The organism is Flavobacterium hydrophilum (genome assembly GCF_003202405.1).
GTDB classification, from domain to species: domain Bacteria; phylum Bacteroidota; class Bacteroidia; order Flavobacteriales; family Flavobacteriaceae; genus Flavobacterium; species Flavobacterium hydrophilum.
This window is the reverse complement of the sequence record NZ_QJHL01000002.1, coordinates 533504-553874: the sequence shown is the minus strand read 5'-3', so window position 1 is coordinate 553874 and position 20371 is coordinate 533504. Positions and strand designations below refer to the sequence as shown.

General features: G+C 30.9%; 17 protein-coding genes. 12 read left to right on the top strand and 5 right to left on the bottom strand.

The genetic code is table 11. The features are described 5' to 3' along the window. Positions 1-59: 59 nt before the first annotated feature. Together DMB68_RS11545 and DMB68_RS11540 are read right to left on the bottom strand one after the other, a co-directional pair. A complete protein-coding gene (locus tag DMB68_RS11545) occupies positions 60-782 on the bottom strand; it encodes an LA_2272 family surface repeat-containing protein (RefSeq protein WP_124019422.1) in 723 nt (240 codons plus the stop codon). Between the two features lie 141 nt (positions 783-923). After that, positions 924-2003: a fatty acid desaturase family protein gene (locus tag DMB68_RS11540; protein WP_110346813.1), complete on the bottom strand. Its 1080-nt coding sequence runs from the start codon at positions 2001-2003 to the stop codon at positions 924-926. Between the two features lie 105 nt (positions 2004-2108). Between DMB68_RS11540 and DMB68_RS11535 the strand changes: the two genes are divergently transcribed. From DMB68_RS11535 to rpe, 7 genes are all read left to right on the top strand, one after another. Continuing rightward, complete coding sequence (locus DMB68_RS11535; protein ID WP_110346812.1) at positions 2109-3071, top strand: hypothetical protein; 963 nt, start codon at positions 2109-2111, stop codon at positions 3069-3071. Positions 3072-3203: 132 nt separating this feature from the next. Further along, complete coding sequence (locus DMB68_RS11530) at positions 3204-3947, top strand: hypothetical protein (RefSeq protein WP_110346811.1); 744 nt, start codon at positions 3204-3206, stop codon at positions 3945-3947. A 1-nt stretch (position 3948) separates the two neighbouring features. Then, positions 3949-6732 carry a TonB-dependent receptor gene (locus tag DMB68_RS11525; RefSeq protein ID WP_110346810.1) on the top strand — a complete coding sequence of 928 codons (2784 nt, stop codon included), beginning with the start codon at positions 3949-3951 and terminating at the stop codon, positions 6730-6732. 4 nt (positions 6733-6736) lie between these two features. Next, the gene (locus DMB68_RS11520; RefSeq protein WP_110346809.1) at positions 6737-7963 is read left to right on the top strand and encodes a DUF4249 domain-containing protein; all 1227 of its coding nucleotides are present in this window, start codon (positions 6737-6739) and stop codon (positions 7961-7963) included. A gap of 12 nt (positions 7964-7975) precedes the next feature. Further along, the gene (locus DMB68_RS11515) at positions 7976-9769 is read left to right on the top strand and encodes a hypothetical protein (RefSeq protein WP_110346808.1); all 1794 of its coding nucleotides are present in this window, start codon (positions 7976-7978) and stop codon (positions 9767-9769) included. Positions 9770-9991: 222 nt separating this feature from the next. Then, positions 9992-10855, top strand: a complete 864-nt coding sequence (locus DMB68_RS11510) for a sigma-70 family RNA polymerase sigma factor (RefSeq protein WP_007804760.1) — start codon at positions 9992-9994, stop codon at positions 10853-10855. 235 nt (positions 10856-11090) lie between these two features. After that, positions 11091-11753, top strand: a complete 663-nt coding sequence (gene rpe, locus DMB68_RS11505) for a ribulose-phosphate 3-epimerase (protein ID WP_110346807.1) — start codon at positions 11091-11093, stop codon at positions 11751-11753. On the opposite strand, the gene DMB68_RS11500 is transcribed toward rpe, so the two are convergent. Further along, complete coding sequence (locus DMB68_RS11500; RefSeq protein ID WP_110346806.1) at positions 11730-12512, bottom strand: DNA/RNA non-specific endonuclease; 783 nt, start codon at positions 12510-12512, stop codon at positions 11730-11732. The genes rpe and DMB68_RS11500 overlap by 24 nt on opposite strands. Before the next feature lie 81 nt (positions 12513-12593). Continuing rightward, positions 12594-14780 carry a carboxy terminal-processing peptidase gene (locus DMB68_RS11495; RefSeq protein ID WP_110346805.1) on the bottom strand — a complete coding sequence of 729 codons (2187 nt, stop codon included), beginning with the start codon at positions 14778-14780 and terminating at the stop codon, positions 12594-12596. Between the two features lie 198 nt (positions 14781-14978). On the opposite strand from DMB68_RS11495, the gene surE reads away from it, so the two are divergent. The 5 genes from surE to DMB68_RS11470 all read left to right on the top strand — a co-directional run bounded on the left by surE (position 14979) and on the right by DMB68_RS11470 (position 19799). Continuing rightward, entirely contained in the window at positions 14979-15758 is a 780-nt protein-coding gene (surE, locus tag DMB68_RS11490) for a 5'/3'-nucleotidase SurE (protein ID WP_110346804.1), read from the top strand. Further along, the gene (locus DMB68_RS11485) at positions 15751-16023 is read left to right on the top strand and encodes a hypothetical protein (RefSeq protein ID WP_110346803.1); all 273 of its coding nucleotides are present in this window, start codon (positions 15751-15753) and stop codon (positions 16021-16023) included. Before surE ends, DMB68_RS11485 begins: the two co-directional genes overlap by 8 nt. A 75-nt stretch (positions 16024-16098) precedes the next feature. Continuing rightward, positions 16099-17214, top strand: a complete 1116-nt coding sequence (gene lpxB, locus DMB68_RS11480; RefSeq protein ID WP_110346802.1) for a lipid-A-disaccharide synthase — start codon at positions 16099-16101, stop codon at positions 17212-17214. A 13-nt stretch (positions 17215-17227) separates the two neighbouring features. Continuing rightward, positions 17228-17710, top strand: a complete 483-nt coding sequence (locus DMB68_RS11475) for a C40 family peptidase (RefSeq protein WP_110346801.1) — start codon at positions 17228-17230, stop codon at positions 17708-17710. A 49-nt stretch (positions 17711-17759) separates the two neighbouring features. Next, the gene (locus DMB68_RS11470; RefSeq protein ID WP_110346800.1) at positions 17760-19799 is read left to right on the top strand and encodes a ComEC/Rec2 family competence protein; all 2040 of its coding nucleotides are present in this window, start codon (positions 17760-17762) and stop codon (positions 19797-19799) included. A gap of 4 nt (positions 19800-19803) precedes the next feature. Here DMB68_RS11470 and DMB68_RS11465 read toward each other — a convergent pair whose 3' ends face one another. After that, positions 19804-20256 (bottom strand): thioredoxin family protein, encoded by a 453-nt coding sequence (locus DMB68_RS11465; protein WP_110346799.1) that lies wholly within the window; start codon positions 20254-20256, stop codon positions 19804-19806. Between the last annotated feature and the right edge of the window lie 115 nt (positions 20257-20371).

Genomic DNA, 20371 nt, shown 5'->3' with positions numbered 1-20371 from the left:
ACCCCCAATTCATTTATTTGAATCGGGGGTTTTTCGAATAATAGCAATAAGCTTTAATTTTACTTATTTTTAAATTGCCAATTAAAAAAAGGTAATTTTCTTCTTCCATTTGTGTTCCAAAGTCCAAATTGCACTCCACGAAGCTCCTTAGAATTATTGAATAACCCAATCTGAATTCCATTGTGTCTTCTTGAAACGTTTGAAATCCCAACCTGGACACCGTTTCCATTATCAGACAGATTAGCCAGACCTGAAATACTCACACCGGAAAAACTTTTAGTATTCAATATTCCTCCAACAGAAAAACCATTCATTTTATTCATTCCTGAAAATATCGAAATATTGATTCCTCTCACTTCTGCCCCTCCCATAAAACCACCAGAACTCACATTTAAGCCATTTATCTTTATATAAGTTTTTATTTTATCATCAAAAAAAGCCACATTACTGATAGCGTTGTCGTTAATTCCCACAAACAAAGACTCAAACGGAACATTAATAGAAAAAGAGATTAGAGCTAATGATATAGGACTGGCTTCAATATTTAACCCATTAATTACCTGGATTTCAATATTTTGATTTTCAAAATGACCAGCACCCAGAGCAAAACCGTTTACTTCATTAACTCTTCTTGAGATTGGTGACAAACTAAATATCTTAATACTGTCATTTCTTAAATTATTATCAGATTTCCATCTGAAATAATTCAGCTTTATTTCTTTACCATCTAATACTACTGAAGAATCTACAGCAATATTGTTTACCCGTGTATGATCTGTCATTTTTGAAAAATTATGTTGTGCAAAACTCAATACACTGAACATTATTATAATTAAAGTATATTGACATTTCCCTAGTTTTAAAACTGATTTTTTATTTAATCTCTTCATGATTTTTATTTTAATTACGTATTAAAACCTTTTTTAATTATAGAATTCAGACTTGCCCATTTTGTGTAAATGCTTAAAATGCGAAAACATCATTTCAAATAATGTTTTATGGTGATAAGGTTGTTTATATTCCTTTGTTGTTTCTTCAATTATTAAATTTATTTCACTGTAATTAGTATGACAAATATTCGGAAAAAGATGATGCGCAGCATGGCAATTTGACCCACCGCTTAAGAATCTCGCCCAGCCTTTATTTGCATCCCAGTCACAACTTGTATGGAGTTGATGAACTGCCCATGTATGTTCCAAAAATTCTCCTTCCGGCTGAGGGTAATCTGCACCGTCAAAAAAGTGAGTTCCTACAAGCATGATTATAAATACTAATGAAGTAAAAGCACTTGCCGTAATAAAGGCAAAAACAACAAAAACCCATGAAAAGTCAGTGTAAAGAATTGGGATAACCAATGCTAAAGAAAAATAAACTACTTTATAAAGCATAAACCTAAAATACAAATCAATTTTAGCAATTCCTCTTTTCATCCAATCGTATTCATCTGAAAATAAATACACCCAATCACTCATAAAAACAGAATGAAGCAAAGTAAACATATAGACAAATGGAGCATAATAAGCCTGATATCTATGTTTGGGTTTCCACGGATGCGTTGGGCTTAATCTCAGAAACGGGTTTTTATCTATGTCAATATCACTTCCTTCTACATTGGCATATAAATGATGAGAGCGAATATGTCGTAGTCCCCACAATAACGGATCGATACCTACGGTCAGAAAACTAAAAAAATGCAATATTGAGTTTGCTTTTTTATTTCGGAAAGCAGTATTATGAGAAGCATCATGACCAAAACTAAATCCGATTAGCAATCCCGATAATTGAAAAATCACATAAAAGAGCCAAAAAACAATTTTACTATTACTAAAAAAAAGCAACGAATAAGCCGAGTAGCATACTAAAGTCCAAAATAAACCTTTAAACCAAAATCTGGCATCCCCGTAAGAAACGTTTTTATATTTGAGTTTTTCATTAACCCTTTCCTTTAATGAAGAAAAAAACAACTTTTCTTCTACCGATTTATTAAAATATTTAGCTTTCATAATTATTCTTTTATTAAAATTACAAAACAAACCTATTGCAATTATCACATCTGCATTTGTAGAAAACAATAAAATTATTTTTTATATTTGTGAATATCGCAAATTATGAAATATCAGGAATCTCTTTTAAAAGCAATAAGGAATAAAATCCCTAAGTCAACTTCCTTAATCGATGAAATTGCATCTATTCTGGAAATCAGTTATGATGCATCACACAGAAGAATTTCTCAAAAAAGTAAATTTTCTATCGATGAGACCATCAAACTGGCTAATCATTTTAGCATTTCATTAGATAGTTTATTTTCAAAAAAAGAAAATGTAATCGTAGAAAAAACAATTGAAATTGAAACATTAAAGGATATGCTTCAGTATTTTAAATCATCTGCAGAACAAATCGAAATACTGACGAAAAATCCAAAAACAACTTTATTCTATTCAGCAAAAGATATTCCGTTGTTCTATTTTATGGACGGAACAATCTTGTCAAAATTTAAAGCTTTTGTCTGGCTGAATCTTTTAAATACAAATCAAAAGAAAGTTGCTTTTGAGAATTTTGTAATCGACGAATCCTTTTCGGGATATATGCAAACGCTAAAAAAAACATATGAAAATACTATTGTAAATGAAGTCTGGAACGACACTACAATCAATAGCAGTTTACAACAGATTTTATACTTTTATGAAGCTGGTCTGCTGAATCTAAAAAGTGCAAATGCCTTATGTAAAGATTTGAAAAGGATTATAAGCCTAATTCAGGAAAAATGTAATGCTGCAAACAATAATTTTGCTCTCTATTACAACGAACTTATACTATTAAACAACAACATGCTCATTGAGACGCCAGAAAAACTGACGATGTTTGTTCCTTATACCCTGTTAGGCTATTTCATTACAGACAACGAAGACAGCTGTAAAAATGTTCATCAATTCTTTAAGCAACAAATCATTAATTCTAAACCTTTAGGACAATCAGGAATTAAAGAGCAAAATCTATTTTTTAACCGGGCGATCAGAAAAATAGATTATTATCTGGAAAGGATAAATTCTCAGGTAGATTTACTTTTTTAATTCCTCGATTATTGATTAGTATTTTATTCTGAATTGTTAAAAATCACTTTTTTATTACAATTTAACATTCTTAAGTTATTTTTATAACATTTTTTCATACTTTTGAAACAAATCATCAAAAGTAGACTTCCGTTGAAAAATTGTCAAAAAAAAACCATTTGCCTTATAATATTTAGCATCTTCCTGAATATTTCTAATACACATTGTCAAACTAAAGAAAATTCTTCATTATATGATTATTTTGATAATGCTGTTGGAAAAGACAATCTCAATATTAATAATGGGGTTGTACATAGCGAGCCTTTTCGTACAATGCCAAAAAACAATAGATATTATATTGACGAATTTAATATTGGCGAATTAAGTTTTGAAGATGAAATTTATGCTGATGTGAATATTAAATATGACATATATGACGATCAGGTAATTTATAAACAAAATGGAGAAACAGATAATTTTCCTATAACGCTTATCAAAGACAAGGTTGATTTCTTTACTATCAAAAATAAAAAATTCGTTAATTTAAAATCGGAGACCATCAAATTTCCCAAAATAATTCAGGGCATATACGAAGAGAATTTCGTAGAAAGTAACATTTCTCTTTATATAAAACACCGAAAAGAAAAAATTAAAGTATTACAGGCTGATATAGTTTATTATAATTACATCTATTATACTGACTTTGTCATAAAATACAATAACTTTTTTTACACAGTCCAATCTGAAAAAGATATAAAAACAATTTTTCCTTCCTATAAAAAAGAAATTAATGACTTTTACAAAACAAACAAAAAGTTAGAACATTCAGACAAAAAGCAATTCATGGAAAATCTGGCAAAACAAATCAATGGTCTTTTAAGAAAAAGTTCTAATTAAAATGAAAAAAATTACTCTCTTATTATTCTTATTTGTCTTTCAACACATTACATATTCTCAAGTTATTAGTGACAAAGTTTCTGTTGAATTTAAAAATGCCAATCTTCAGACCGTTATTCAAAATATAGAACAATCTTCTTATTTTAAGTTTTATTTTGATGAAAAATGGTTTGAAACAGACAGCACCATTATATCTAAACAATTTAAAGAAGTACGAATAGCTGAAGTGCTTGACGAAGTTTTACAAAACACCAGTTTTAATTTTTACATCTCTGGCAATAAAATTATATTAACTAATAATAGTGTAATATACAATCAATTACCTGATGATTATTTTGGAATACCTTTAGAAAAAGACGAAAATGGGGTAGCAATCGCTCCTGTTTTCTATCAGCAATATGATTCATTAAAGAGAACAAACACACGAAATCCAAATAAAAACACAAAAGAGATAATTGCTATTGGCAAGGAGGTAAAAAATCAAAAAAAGGAAACTTATACGCTTTCCGGTTACGTAAGAGGCGGTAAAAATAAAGAAGTGCTTTCTAACATACTCGTTAAAATTGCCGGCACCAAGTTTGCAACAACTACAGATAAAAACGGATATTATAAATTACAAGTCCCTCCTGGAATGAGCATGGTTGAAACGGAAACTTTTTCGTATGATAAAGTAACCAAAAAAATTATGGTTTATAATGACGGTACACTGAATTTTACCTTGATTGACAATGTAAATCAATTAGACGAAGTTTTAGTAAAAACAAATAAAAATAAAAACGCAAAAGCTGCAATCACAGGAGTTACAACTATTGACACAGAAGGAATTAAAAACGTCCCTCTCGTTCTTGGTGAAAGAGACATTCTAAAAGTTGCCTTAACTTTACCCGGAATAAAGACAGCAGGAGAAGGTTCTTCAGGATATAATGTGAGAGGAGGCAAAGAGGATCAAAATCTATTTTTATTAGATCATGCTGTTTTATATAATCCATCTCACTTTTTTGGATTTTTTACTGCATTAAATCCTTACACAACAAAAAAAGTTGACATTTATAAAGGAAGTATCCCTGCTGAATTTGGAGGCAGATTATCATCAGTTTTTGACATTACTTCTAAAACCGGAAATTTTGACAAGTTTCAAGGTGAAGGCGGAATTGGCCCGGCTACAAGTAATTTAATGATTTCAACCCCTATTATTAAAGGAAAATCCAGTTTAATTATAGGAGGAAGAGCAAGTTATTCAGACTGGATTTTAAAAAGTTTAGATGATGAAAAATTAAAAAACAGCCAGGCCTCATTCTACGATCTTATTATAAGATACAATCATAAAATAAATGCTAATAATGATATTGAGTCTACTTTATATTACAGTAAGGATAAATTTAGCGTTTCATCAGATTCATTATACAAATACAGCAACAGGCTAGCAACATTAAAATGGAATCATTCTTTTAATGAAAAAAACAAAGGGTCATTAATTTTCACTAACAGCGAATATAAATTTAATATTGATTATCAAACAGAAGGAATGAATTCATTTGATTTTGGCTATAAAATTAATGAAACGCAAGCATCAGTTAAAATGGCTTATCTATTCAATGAGAAACATAAATTCAGTTATGGTATCTCGAGTAAGTTGTACGCTATTGATCCTGGATATTTAAATCCAAAAAATCCTGAATCGACCTTAATTCCTATTGATGTAGAAAAAGAAAAAGGACTTGAATCAGCTGTTTATATTGGGGATAATTTTAAAATCAATGATAAATTATTGCTTGACTTAGGCTTGCGCTATTCTTCATTTGCTGCATTAGGAAAATCTACTCAAAGAATTTATGAACAAAATCTCCCTATAAGCGATGCTACGGTTATTGAAACAAAAACCTATGCAAATAATGAAATAATTAAAAAATATGGAGGATTTGAACCCCGAATTGCAGTGCGCTATTTTTTAACCGCTGATTTTTCAGTTCGAGCAAGTTATGACAAAACCTATCAGTACATTCATTTATTATCAAATAATACAACACAATCTCCAACAGATATTTGGAAGCTTTCAGATTTGAATGTTAAACCAGAAAGTGCACAACAATTTTCTTTAGGATTTTATAAAAACTTAAAAAACGATGAACTTGAACTTAGTCTGGAAGGATATTACAAAAACTCTAAAAATATTTTAGATTATAAAGTTGGTGCTGACTTATTATTGAACGAAAACATTGAAACTGAACTTTTACAAGGACAAGGAAAAGCTTACGGAATAGAAGTATTATTAAAAAAACAAGAAGGCAGACTTAATGGCTGGCTAGGTTATACTTATTCCAGATCATTAATAAAATTAAACAGTCAGTTTAATGAAGAAAAAGTGAACGATGGAAAGTATTTTGCTTCAAATTTTGACAAACCTCATGACTTTAGTGCAGTATTAAACTATCGATTTACAAAACGTTATAGTTTTTCCAGTAATTTTATCTATCAGACAGGACGCCCTATAACTTATCCTATTGGGAAATATGATTACGGAAATGCACAATATACCGTATATAGTGATCGCAACAAATTCAGGATTCCCGACTATTACAGATTAGATATCGGTATTAATATTGAAGGAAATCATAAAATAAAAAAATTAGCACATAGTTTTTGGAACATTTCTGTCTATAATGTTTTGGGAAGAAATAATCCATATTCTGTATTTTTTGTAACAGACAAAGGACAAATAAAAGCCTATAAAACTTCAATATTCGCTATTCCGATTCCTAGTATTACCTATAATTTCAAGTTTTAAAATCATGAAATATTTCAATAAAATATCGCTTTTGCTTCTTTTGATATTTACTATAACAAGTTGCACGGAACAATATGTTTTTCAGAACACAGATTTTGAAAGTGCTCTTGTTGTGGAAGGAACAATGACAAATGAGTTAAAAAATCAGACTATTAGGGTTTCCCAAGTTTATCAACTTGACGAAACAGGGCCTAAATTTGAAACTGGCGCTAATGTATATATCACAGATGATCAGGGAAATGAGTATCAATTTGAAGAAAAGGATACCGTGTACGAGTCTATTTCTGCATTCAAAGCCGAAGCTGGAAGAAAATATCAATTAAAAATCAGAACTAAAGAAGGCAAAAATTACACTTCTGATGAACAAACATTAACTACAGAAACCAAAATTGATAATATAACAGCCACTGTAGAAAAGGTTGGTTCAGAAAGTGGCGTACAAATAAATGTAAATAGTTTTGACCCTACAAATTCTTCAAAATATTATCGATATGAATATGCCGAAACCTACAAAATTGTAGCACCTGTTTGGTCACCATTAGAAACTTCTATACAAATAAGCCCTGCAATTCCGCCAGACCTTGAAAATGGTTTCCCGGGAGCTCCCGCATCAGAATACATTTTAATATCTCAACGAAAAAAGGAAACAGAAACCTGCTTTTCGACTAAAAAATCAGAAGATATTCTTCTAAATAATACGAATGATCAAAGCGACGACAGAGTACACTTTCCCATACGTTTTATTAGTGATCAAAACTATATCATATCGCACCGCTACAGTATTTTTGTAAAACAGTATGTACAGAATTTGGCTGCCTATACTTACTACAAAACTTTAAAAGATTTATCAACATCAGGAAGTGTTCTTTCTCCAAAACAGCCTGGATTCTTTTATGGCAATATAAAATCAGTAGAAAATCCTACCGAGAAAGTTATTGGTTATTTTGAAGTTTCTGCTGTTTCATCTGAAAGAATCTTTTTCAATTATGCAGATTTATTTCCAAAAAAGCCACTTCCTCCTTACTATGAAAGTGATTGCGAAATTAAAGATTACCTTGATTGCCCTGGTGATTTCCCTTGCAGACAAGCCGTTTTAAGGTCTTTAATTCGCACAAAATCGAGAACATACGTGTCTCTCAATGAACCATGGACTTATTTTATGGTAAAAGCTGCCTGCGGAGATTGTACCACATTTTCATCGAATATCGTTCCTCCTTTCTGGATTGATTAATCTTTAAAATTTATGAGAACATTTTCTACATACAATAAAACAAATATTTTGCATAAAATCAAACCAATTTTATTTTTGACAGTTTTGTTAACAGGCACTTTTTTTGCTTCCGCTCAAAACAGCATTTCTCAAAACAAAAGTTTAAACACCTCAATGCAGGAAACGATTTTTCTGAATGTCAATACAACAACTTTTCTAACGGGTGAAACTTTGTTTTATAAATTATATTCCTTAAATACGACAAATAACACACCAAGTCTGATTAGCAAAATTGCTTATATCGAATTGGTTGATAACAGCAAAAATTCGTTTCAAAAAAACAAAGTTTATCTGGAAAAAGGAATTGGATCTGGGGAATATTTTATACCAACTACTCTAAAAACGGGTAGCTATAAGATAATTGCTTACACAAAATGGATGCTTAACAATCCTAAATCCCAGACGCATGAAATAGATATTTTTATTATTAATCCATTTCAAACTCAGGAACCGAATGAAAATGTAACTTTTGATGTCACTTCAAAAAGCACCATTTCAACTGTTCAAAGTTCAGGATCTTCAATTTTAAACGATGAAAAGAGAGTGGATTTTGAATTGGACAAGGAAAGTTATTATACCAGAGATAAAGTCAATATTAAAATAAAATCACTAACAGAAACAATAGAAAAAGGCAATTACTCCTTGTCAATCCGAAAAATTGACAATATCCCAACTTTAAAACAATTAAGTCCTCAGGAATTTATTACCAAAAGAACTAATAATTACCCGAATTACAATGAAACTTCTTTTATTTACATACCTGAATTAAGATCAGAATTAATTACCGGTACAATCGTATCTAAAAACAATCTTCCTGTAAATGAAAAATCTCTTTCGCTTTCTTTACCGGGAAAAGAATTTGTTTTAAAAATAGTTAAAACAAATGCTCAGGGAAAATTTGCTTTTTTACTGGACAAATTTCCAAATTTTTCCAATGCAATAGTTCAGGTTTTGGATGATAAAAGTGTCGATTATACTATTGTTTTTGATCCTTTTCCTAAATTTGATACTTCAGGATTACATTTTAGATCAAAACTTAATTTAACTCCTGATCTAAAAAAAGATATAGAAGAAAGATCAACTGCAAGTCAAATCCAGAATGCATACTATCAAATTAAAAAAGATAGTTTAGCAACCGAGGCTGTAATAAATCCGTTTTTTAACACTATAGAAAAGACATATGCACTTGATGATTATACGCGTTTCCCAACGTTAAAAGAAAGTATCGTAGAAGTCATTATAGAACTTTATTATCGTAAGGAAAACGGCAAATACAAATTACGTGTGCGAAATGATCATAAAGATTTAGAAATATACGGTCCACCTCTGGTTCTTGTTGATGGTTTATTAATACAGGATCCTAGTGATTTGTTTGATTACAATATGGGGAATGTTGACAAAGTAAGCCTTATCAATGAGCCATATGTTTATGGCCCAAATCTGTATGGAGGAATGATTAGTTTTGAAACCAAAAACAGTGATTTTGCGACTACATATGCAAAAAAATATCTGAAAACAATTGAAATTCAACGACCAAATCCGAAAAAAGTATATTATAATCCTGATTATTCAGCCGGAAATAATTTGAAAAGAATTCCCGACTACAGATATCAATTATTATGGGAACCAAACCTCTTCTTAGATAAAAAAGAAGATACCTTATCTTTTTACACATCAGATATTAAAGGCGATTTTGAAGTTATTTTAGAAGGTTTTACAGAAAGCGGACAACCGATTTATGTTTCTAAAACGATTAGCGTTAAATAGCACTTTATATTTTAAATATTCATTATTTTCAATAGTCTATTTTTTATTTTTTAAATTAATTTACAACTTTAAAAAGCTATTAATCAAAAGTAATTCAAGCACATACACAATTTTTATTCATTAAAAATGAATCCAGAGAAAAATTAAAAATCTTTTTTGTAACTTTTTGAAACCTTATTACGTATAATCATTTGTACACTTTAAAAATAAGGAGACAATACAATGAGACAACTTAAAATCACCAAGCAGGTAACTAATCGTGAAACTGCATCGTTAGATAAATATCTGCAAGAAATCGGAAAAGTTGACCTGATTACCGCTGACGAAGAGGTAGAATTAGCACAAAGAATAAAGGCCGGTGATCAAAGAGCTTTAGAAAAACTTACAAAAGCCAACCTGCGTTTCGTCGTTTCGGTTGCTAAACAATATCAAAATCAAGGATTAACTCTTCCTGATTTAATTAACGAAGGAAACTTAGGTTTGATTAAAGCGGCTCAACGTTTTGATGAAACTCGTGGTTTCAAATTTATCTCTTACGCAGTTTGGTGGATTCGTCAATCGATCCTGCAAGCTTTGGCAGAGCAATCCCGTATTGTTCGTTTACCATTAAACAAAATTGGTTCTATCAATAAAATCAACAAAATGTATGCATTATTAGAGCAATCTAATGAACGCCCACCTTCTGCTGAGGAAATTGCAAAAGAACTTGACATGACCGTAAATGATGTAAAAGAGTCTATGAAAAACTCTGGCCGTCACTTATCAATGGATGCACCTCTTGTTGAGGGAGAAGATTCTAACCTTTATGACGTTTTACGTTCTGGCGAATCTCCAAATCCTGACAGAGAGTTGATTCACGAATCTTTGCGTACTGAAATTGAGCGTTCATTAGAAACATTAACACCAAGAGAGGCTGATGTTGTTCGTTTGTATTTTGGTCTTGGTGACCAGCACCCAATGACTCTTGAAGAAATTGGAGAAACTTTTGATTTAACCCGTGAGCGTGTTCGCCAGATTAAAGAAAAAGCAATCCGCAGATTGAAACATACTTCCAGAAGTAAAATCCTTAAAACTTATTTAGGATAACAATATTAAATTTCAAATATTTAAAATTCCAAATCCCAACTAAAATTGGAATTTGGAATTTATAATTTGGAGTTTTTACCGTAAACAACAGTTTGATTGACTGTTCGTTTTTTGATTGATGATTGAAACTCCGGCTGATTACCGGAGTTTTTTATTTTTTATAATTACCTTTGCAAAAAATAAACTACTTGTAGAGAGACTCTTTGTACCTCTACATTAAACACAACTACACATAATGAAGAATACACTTATTGCTCCTTCTGTTCTTGCAGCTGATTTTGCCAATTTACAACGTGATGTCGAAATGATCAATAACAGTCAGGCTGATTGGTTTCATATTGATATTATGGATGGAGTTTTTGTACCGAATATCTCTTTTGGAATGCCAGTTTTAGAAGCTATTTCAAAACATGCAACAAAAACAATCGACGTACATTTAATGATTGTTGATCCTGACAGATACATCAAAACTTTTGCAGATTTAGGTGCTAATAATTTAACTGTACATTACGAAGCCTGTACCCATCTTCACAGAACATTACAAGCTATCAAAGCTGAAGGTATGAAAGCCGGAGTTGCCATTAATCCTCATACAAATATTGATTTATTAGAAGATGTAATAAACGACATTGACTTAGTTTGTATTATGAGTGTAAATCCAGGTTTTGGAGGCCAGTCATTTATTGAAAACACCTATACTAAAATTAAAAAACTTAAAGATTTAATTACCCGTAAAAATGCTTCAACATTAATCGAAATTGATGGTGGTGTAACCAATAAAAATGCAAAACAATTAGTAGAAGCAGGAGCTGATGTTTTAGTTGCCGGAAGTTTTGTTTTTAAAGCAGAAAACCCAACAACAACTATTGCTGATTTAAAAGTCCTTACTGCTTTTTAAGTTTTTTAAATTAGGAAAGAAATCAATTCCGGTCATTTTTTCTAAAGTTTCAACAGGAACAACAAACTCATAAATTCCTTTTTGACTTTTTTCATTCGGAATTAAAAAAGCAATTGCTTTATGTTCTTTTCCTGATTTAGTCAAAACAATTTTATAAAAATATTTAGGAACAGAAACCTCTTCTGTTCCTATTTTTTTATCCGAATCCTTCAAAACACCTCCGGTAACTACATAAACATCATTATACTTCTCGGCCCAATATCGCACTTTATTTTCCAAACGATTCCAAATTCCACTATTAAAATCATGGTTTTGAGGTGATATATTCGAAGTGTAAAAGGTATCATCATATGCCTTTTTATCAAACTCCATATCACCTGCCGGGCAAAGATGTCCTTTGTCATAACCAGATTTCTTATAATTTCTCCAGTCTGCGGAACCTGTTGTTACCTTAGGATCTTCAATAAAATAAGGTCTTTTGAAATCATTATTCTTTAAATATTCTTTTTTTAATTCATATGCCACCCATTCTGCCTGTTCAAATTTTTCATTGTACGATAATGTATAGTAATCATGTTTTACAATTTGTCGTGTTGTCGAAGTGGGCAAATATGAAGTTGTATAAACTGCTTGTGAAATGTTTTGTTTTGAAACAACAAAGGTATTTTGGACCAGTAATATTTTTTTATTTTCATTTTCATCTTTTTTGCAAGAGACAATAAATAGTGCTATTAAAAATAAAACGAGTACTTTTTTCATTTTCAGTGAGTATTAAAAAAAAGCTCCATAAATTAAAAATATGGAGCTCTAACTTTATATAAGTTTAATTAATTTTAAAAATTAAGATTTAACTAATTTATCTTTTTTCATTTTAGAAGAATTAGTTTGTTTATTAGTATTGCTTTTTGACTGTAAATCATCTAATACATTCAAAGCTTCTTCCACATAAACATCTTTTGCTAAAGCCTGATGCCAGGCTTCTCTTTTTTCTTTTAAAGAAGCATCATTAGCCATTTCAAGATTTTCATAAGGTAATGATTTAAAAATCAAATTATTCTTGTAATCAGCAATTGGTTTGTATTTTTTGCCTTCACTTTCTACTTGTTCCTGTGTAGCTTTAAAACTTTTAATATTCAGGCTGTATGTGTTTTCTTTGTTTTTAACATCAATCCATTTAGCATTATCCTCTATTAATTTAAATTGAGGATTCTGAGCAATTCTAAGTTTGCTGTTTGCAATAGCCTGATTAAAGTTCTCATTCGGATTCCATATATTATAGTTTGCCGGATCAATTTTGTCCCAAGGCATAGCATTATCCATATCACGCTCACCCATTTTTAAATATGCATAACGATCTGGCATCACAACATCACTTTTTACACCTTCTAACTGTGTAGAGCCCCCATTAATTCTATAGAATTTTTGAGCTGTTGCTTTCAAAGCTCCAAAATCTCCAAACTCACTATTTCGAACAAACTGATTTAAATCGATAACTGTCTGAACAGTACCTTTACCATAAGTTTGTTTACTCCCAATGATTACACCACGTTTGTAATCCTGAATTGCAGCCGCTAATATCTCAGATGCCGAAGCAGAGAAACTGTTTACCATTATTACTAAAGGTCCGTCCCACTCAATTTTTTTATCTTTATCATATAAAACCTCTTTCTTTTTTCCAGCAGATTTTACCTGGACAATTGGGCCTTCTTCTATAAATAATCCGGCAATATCAACTACTGTAGAAAGAGATCCACCACCATCATCACGTACATCTAACACAATCCCGCTGATGTTTTCTTTTTTCAGTCTTTCAACTTCCAATGCAATGTCTTTACCGGCATCACGACCATCTTTGTTTTCAAAATCGATATAAAACTTAGGCAAATAAATCACTCCATATTTTAATCCGTTTCTTTCAACAATACTTGATTTCGCATATGTTTCTTCAATTTCAACTACATCTCTTATAATTGAGATTACTTTAATGCTTCCGTCAACCTTTTTTACTGTAAGTCTTACTTCGGTTCCTTTATGACCTTTTATTTTTTTTACAACATCATCCAGACGCATTCCCACAACATCTACAGGCTCATCCTTACCTTGTGCAACTTTTAGAATTAAATCACCAGCTTCAAGTTCCTTTCCTTTCCAGGCCGGACCTCCTGAAATCAATTCATCAATTTGGGTAAAATCGTTTTTCTTAGTTAAACGAGCACCAATACCTTCTAATTTTCCACTAATGTTTACGTCAAAACGATCTTTTTCTTCCGGTGCAAAATAGCTTGTATGAGGGTCAAAACGGGTCATAATTGAGTTTACATATACAGAGAACCAATCTTGCTTATCCAAATCCTTTATTAAACTAAAATTATCATCTAATGATTTAAGAGAACTTTCGCGGGTCTCTTTCTCCAAAACCTCAAAAGATTTTACTTTATAAGCCGGATCTGTTTTCTTTTTATCTTCCTCTAACTTTTGTTTTGTTACCAGAGACGAAAGAGTTGACAGCTTAATTTGCTTTCTCCATCTTTCGTTTATTTCAACTGTATTTTTCGCATACGGAATCTTCTCATAATCTGCATTAAAAGTTTCGTCAACATTATAATTGAATGGTTGTGCCAACAGCACTTTGTATCTTTTTTTGCTTTCTTCCATACGTTTCATCAACCTTGTATAGGTAAGGTTAAAAAACGTCAAATCTTTATTAATGAACTGATCATCCAGCATTAATTCATATTGCTTAAATTCATCAATATCAGATTGAAGAAAAAATCTTTTAGATGGATCAAGAGCATCAATATAATCCTTAAAAATTCCTTTTGAAAATTCATCGTCTATCGGAGGTGGGCTATAATGGCCTTTTTCTATAACAAATGCCAAGAGCTCCAAAAGCATTTTATCTTTATTTGGATCCGGATCAACTGTTTTATCTGCATTAATTTTGAATGCAAACAAAGTTACAGACAAACACAATACAGCTATAAGGATTTTATAATTTCGTTTCATAAATTTAATAATAGCATTCATCAATTTTTTTATCTAAGTTATAGTAAAAACCAAGCCAATAAAGCCAAGACTACTATAATTTTTTGTTAAAGATATAAAAATCTTTGAATCGCAAAAAGCTTCAATAATTTAGTTGACAAATTTTAATTTATTTGTTAGTATTCTAATAAAATCTGTTCCTACATTTGTCTTCAAATCTTATATCTTCAATATTTTACCATGAAAGACAAAAAGCCTTTAATATTAGTAACTAATGATGATGGCATTTCTGCTCCTGGCATCAGAACTTTAATTTCTGTTATGGAAACTATTGGCGAAGTAATTGTTGTAGCTCCCGACAAACCGCAAAGTGCCATGGGACATGCCATTACAATCAACAACACGTTATATCTAGACAAAATCTCAAAAGAAAATGACTCTATAACGCAATATAGCTGTTCAGGAACTCCTGTAGATTGCGTAAAACTGGCTGTGAATGAAATTTTAAAAAGAAAACCCGATTTGTGTGTATCCGGAATTAATCATGGATCAAATTCTTCTATAAATGTAATTTATTCCGGTACTATGAGTGCAGCTGTTGAAGCAGGAATAGAGGGAATCCCCGCTATAGGTTTTTCATTATCAGATTACAATTGGAATGCTGATTTTGAACCGGTGAAATCATTTGTAAAAAAAATAGTTCTGGAGACCCTTGAAAAAAAATTACCTCTGGGCGTTATATTAAATGTCAATTTTCCGAAACTAAAGGAAAATGAAATCAAAGGGATTAAAATTTGCAGACAGGCAAAGGCTATGTGGCAAGAAAAATTTGACAAACGCCAAACCCCTTTTGGAAAGGATTATTATTGGCTTTCAGGTGAGTTTGTTAATCAGGACAAAGGAGATGATACAGATGAGTGGGCATTGGAAAATGGATATGTTTCTGTTGTTCCTGTTCAATTTGATTTAACTGCACATCATACTATTCAACAATTAAATACATGGAATTTAAATGAATAAAAAAGACATTCTTTTAGGTTTTATATTAGGAATTTTCACGTCACTGCTTGGGAGCTGTTTGTTTATTACATTTTTTACGAAATTTGATATCTCATCAGGAATTCAAACCATCAAAGAAAATGGTTATTTAGGAAAAGTCATTACATTAGGCACAACTTTAGACCTTGCTGTTTTCGCTGTTTTGCTTAAAAAAGACAAAGAATCTATGGCTGGCGGAGTCATTTTAGCCGTGATTGTTTTGGCAATTTCGACTTTGCTGGCTTAAGTTATTATCTTTGCATTATGTTTTGCCTTTACCAAACAAAGGCAGAATTTCTTTTAAAAGAAATATTATCTACATATGAAATATTATATCATTGCAGGCGAAGCATCGGGTGATCTTCACGGATCTAATTTAATGAAAGCGCTATATGAAGAAGATCCAGGTGCCGAAATTAGATTTTGGGGAGGAGATTTAATGCAAAAGACAGGCGGAACTCTTGTAAAACATTATCGTGAATTGGCTTTCATGGGTTTTATCGAAGTGATTTTTAACTTAAAAACCATTTTGAATAATATTAAATTCTGCAAAAAAGATATTTCAGAATTCCAGCCGGATGTTATCATTTTTATTGATTATCCGGGCTTCAATATGCGAATTGCACAATGGGCTAAAGAATTACATTATAAAACTCATTATTACATTTCACCCCAAATTTGGGCATGGAAAGAGAATCGTATTACCGCAATCAAACGTGATGTTGATAAAATGTTTGTGATTTTACCTTTCGAAAAAAACTTTTACGAAGACAAACATCACTTTCCTGTAGAATTTGTAGGACATCCGCTAATCGATGCGATTCACAACCAGCCTGCTTTTGATGAAGCTGTTTTTAGAAAAAATAATCAATTAAGCGAAAAACCAATCATTGCACTTTTACCGGGCAGCCGCAAACAGGAAATTACAAAAATGCTGAGCGTAATGCTAAGCATAGTTGATGATTTTAAAGATTATCAATTTGTAATTGCCGGTGCACCCAGCCAGGATTTTGAGTTTTACCAACAGTTTATATCAAATAAAAACATCAAATTCATTTCGAATAAAACGTATGATTTGCTTCAGTCTTCAACAGCAGCTTTAGTAACTTCAGGAACAGCAACTTTAGAAACTGCGCTTTTTAAAGTTCCGGAAGTTGTTTGTTATAAAGGAAGCTGGGCATCCTATCAAATTGCAAAACGTATTATTACCCTAAAATACATTTCTCTGGTTAATTTAATCATGGATGAAGAAGTAGTGACCGAATTGATTCAAAATGATTGTAACACAAAAAGAATTAAGGAAGAACTGCAAAAATTACTAACTCCTGATTCTCGTCAAGAGCTATTAAAAAAATACGATATCTTAGAACAAAAACTTGGAGGAATTGGAGCCAGTAAAAAAACGGCCAAACTTATTGTTGCAGATTTAAAAAAATAATAATCTCATCGTTTTGAAAAAAATAATCTTACTGATTTTATTATCTATTATGTTAGTTTCCTGTAAAACAGGTTCAAATGCTGTAAGCAAAGAGTCGGCACATGATAAAAAATATATTGTAAATAATTTGATTAAGACAGCAACTGCCAATATTGGTGTTCGGTATAAAGCAGCCGGCACAACCAAAGCAGGTTTTGATTGTTCCGGATTAGTCTTTTCTACTTTTGAATCTGAAAACATTAAACTACCCAGAAGTTCTTATGAACAATCGAAAATTGGAAAAATAATCAACATTGATGAGGCTAAAAAAGGAGATTTAATTTTCTTTAAAACCAATAAAAGCAGGCAAATTAATCATGTTGGACTTATAACAGAAGTTAGTCCTGACGAAATAAAATTTATCCATTCTTCTACATCTAAAGGAGTAATTATTTCTTCTACAAAAGAACTATATTATAAAAACTCATTTATCCAGGTTAACAGAATACTCAAATAAATCTAAATGAAACAAGTAAATTTCCTACAATTTTTAATACTTTTATCGAATGAAAGTATTAAATTTCCCTTTGACTAAGATTACAATCTGTTTTATAATCGGCATAATATTCTCCTATTATGCACAATCAGATTTATCTTTTACATATTCTGCTTTAATAATCGTAATGCTTCTATTTGCGATTTCTTATTTTTTATCCCGTACGCAGAATAAATACCTTTCATTTTTTAGTATCACTACATATCTGGTATCCTTTTTTATTGGCTGCCTGACTTTATTATTTCATACTGAATCTCTACAAAAGACAAATTATACGAATTGTAAAAAAGCTTTTGAGAAGCCACAATTTATAACGCTCTGTTTGCGGGAGAAATTAAAAGGCAATGATTATAACGACAGATATATTGCTTTGATTAGCCAAATTGAAAATCAAAAATATTCAGGCAGAACTATAATAAATATTCAAAAAGACAGCTTGCCAAATTCACTACTAATTGGAAATATAATTCGTTTAAAAACTACTTTACAAAACAACCCTTTACCTAAAAACCCGAATCAGTTTGATTACAGTAAATACTTAAATGACAAACAGATTTATGCACAGATTTACACTACAAAATCAGAAATCAGCGTTTGCAAAACCATTAAAAAAGATATATGGTATTATACTGCAAAATTACATTCAAGGATTATAAATAATCTTACCCGAAACCATTTTAATCCTGTTGAAATGAATGTAGCCTTAGCACTCATTTTAGGACAAAGGCAAGAAATATCACAAGATATTATTCAGGATTATCAATTTTCCGGCGCTACACACATCCTTTCAGTTTCAGGGCTTCATGTCGGTTTTATAATGTTATTTATTGCTTTTGTTCTAAAACCAATTGGAAATACACCTAAAGGATCGTTTATAAAATTAATTGCCATTTTAACTTCACTGATCATTTTTGCTATAATTTCAGGTTTATCGCCCTGTGTTTTACGTTCTGTTGTCATGTTTTCATTTCTGGCAATTGGAAATCATTTACGACGAAACGGAAACACCTATCATACTTTATTGGTCTCCATACTTTTAATATTACTTTTTGAACCTTACTTTTTATTTGATATAGGCTTCCAGTTGAGTTATTTAGCTTTATTTTTTATTCTTTGGTTACAGCCAATATTGAAGAGCTTATGGGATCCTAAGAACAAAATTATTATAAATATCTGGAATGTCTTAACTGTTTCCTTTGCGGCACAAATTGGAACATTGCCACTTTGCCTCTATTATTTTCATCAATTTCCCGGATTATTTTTTGTGACTAATATTGTTATTATTCCCATTCTGTCCTTAATCATGATTGTTGGAATAATCGTCATGATTTTGGCTGTTTTTAATATTGCGCCAGTATTTTTAATTCAAATCTTAGAAAAAAGTATTTACACGTTAAATACGGTAATTCATTTTGTAGCTTCTTTTGATTCGTTTGTAATCAAAAATATCAGTTTCAATAATTACTATCTGTTTGCCTTCTACTTATCGATAACAGTCACCATAATCTGGATAAAAAAACCAAATTTTTTAAAATTAACCGGAGTTCTGTTATCCATAATTATTTTACAGCTTTCTTTTCTGTTCACTAAAAAAAATACACAGAGACAACAGGAAATTATTGTATACAACATGAAGAAAAAAACAATTATTTCTGAGAAAAATGAAGAAGGTGTTACTTTTTTTTGCAGCGATAGTTTTTTAAAGGAAGCATCAAAAAACAACATTTTAAATTCTTATCTGGTTGCCAATTTTAGCAGATTAAAAAAAGAAACAAAAATTAAAAACACGCTATATTTTAATGGCCAAAAGATTTCTATCATTGATAGTTCCTGTCTTTATCAAAAAAAGATTCAACCTGATATTTTAATTTTAATTCAGTCGCCAAAAATTAATCTGGATCGAATTTTAAAAAGTTTGCATCCTAAAATAATTATCGCCGATGCATCTAATTCATATACCATTCAGAAATATTGGAAAGCGACTTGTTTGAAACAAAATATCCCTTTTCATCCGACGAATGAAAAGGGATATTACAAATTGTTCTATTAAAATTTTATTCGCTTGGATGCAAGATAGCATCAGACTCAGAAATCCATGCTTTAGCACCTCCCGGCTTATAACCTAATTTGCCAAGTGCCTGAAATGTTGTTTTACTTTTTCTAATAGAAGCATTTGCAAAACAAACTTCTGGCAAATCTTCAACTCCGAATGCATTTTTAAGTTTAACATTTTGTTCTTTATCAACATCCGATGCATTAGCATCAGAAAGATCTAATTTAACTAAAATAACATTATCTCTTGACCAAACGGCAAAATCGGGTGTTTTAAAAACTTCGTTTTGAAGATTATTTGGTGCACTTGAAGAAGTGAAAAAGATCAACATTGGCTTATTCTCATCATTGCTGGCAGTTATGGCAGCATCCATGCTCGTCTTCCAAACTAAATTTTGAGCCTGGAAAGTAATTGACCCTAAAAATAAAATTAGTAGGAGTAATTTTTTTATCATAGTATAAAGATTTGGTTTGTTAGCAAAACGAAATTAACATTATATTTTAATTCTACAAGGTTTTTTAGCATTAAAATTATATAATGTGTTTTTTTAAATGCAATATTTTATCAAA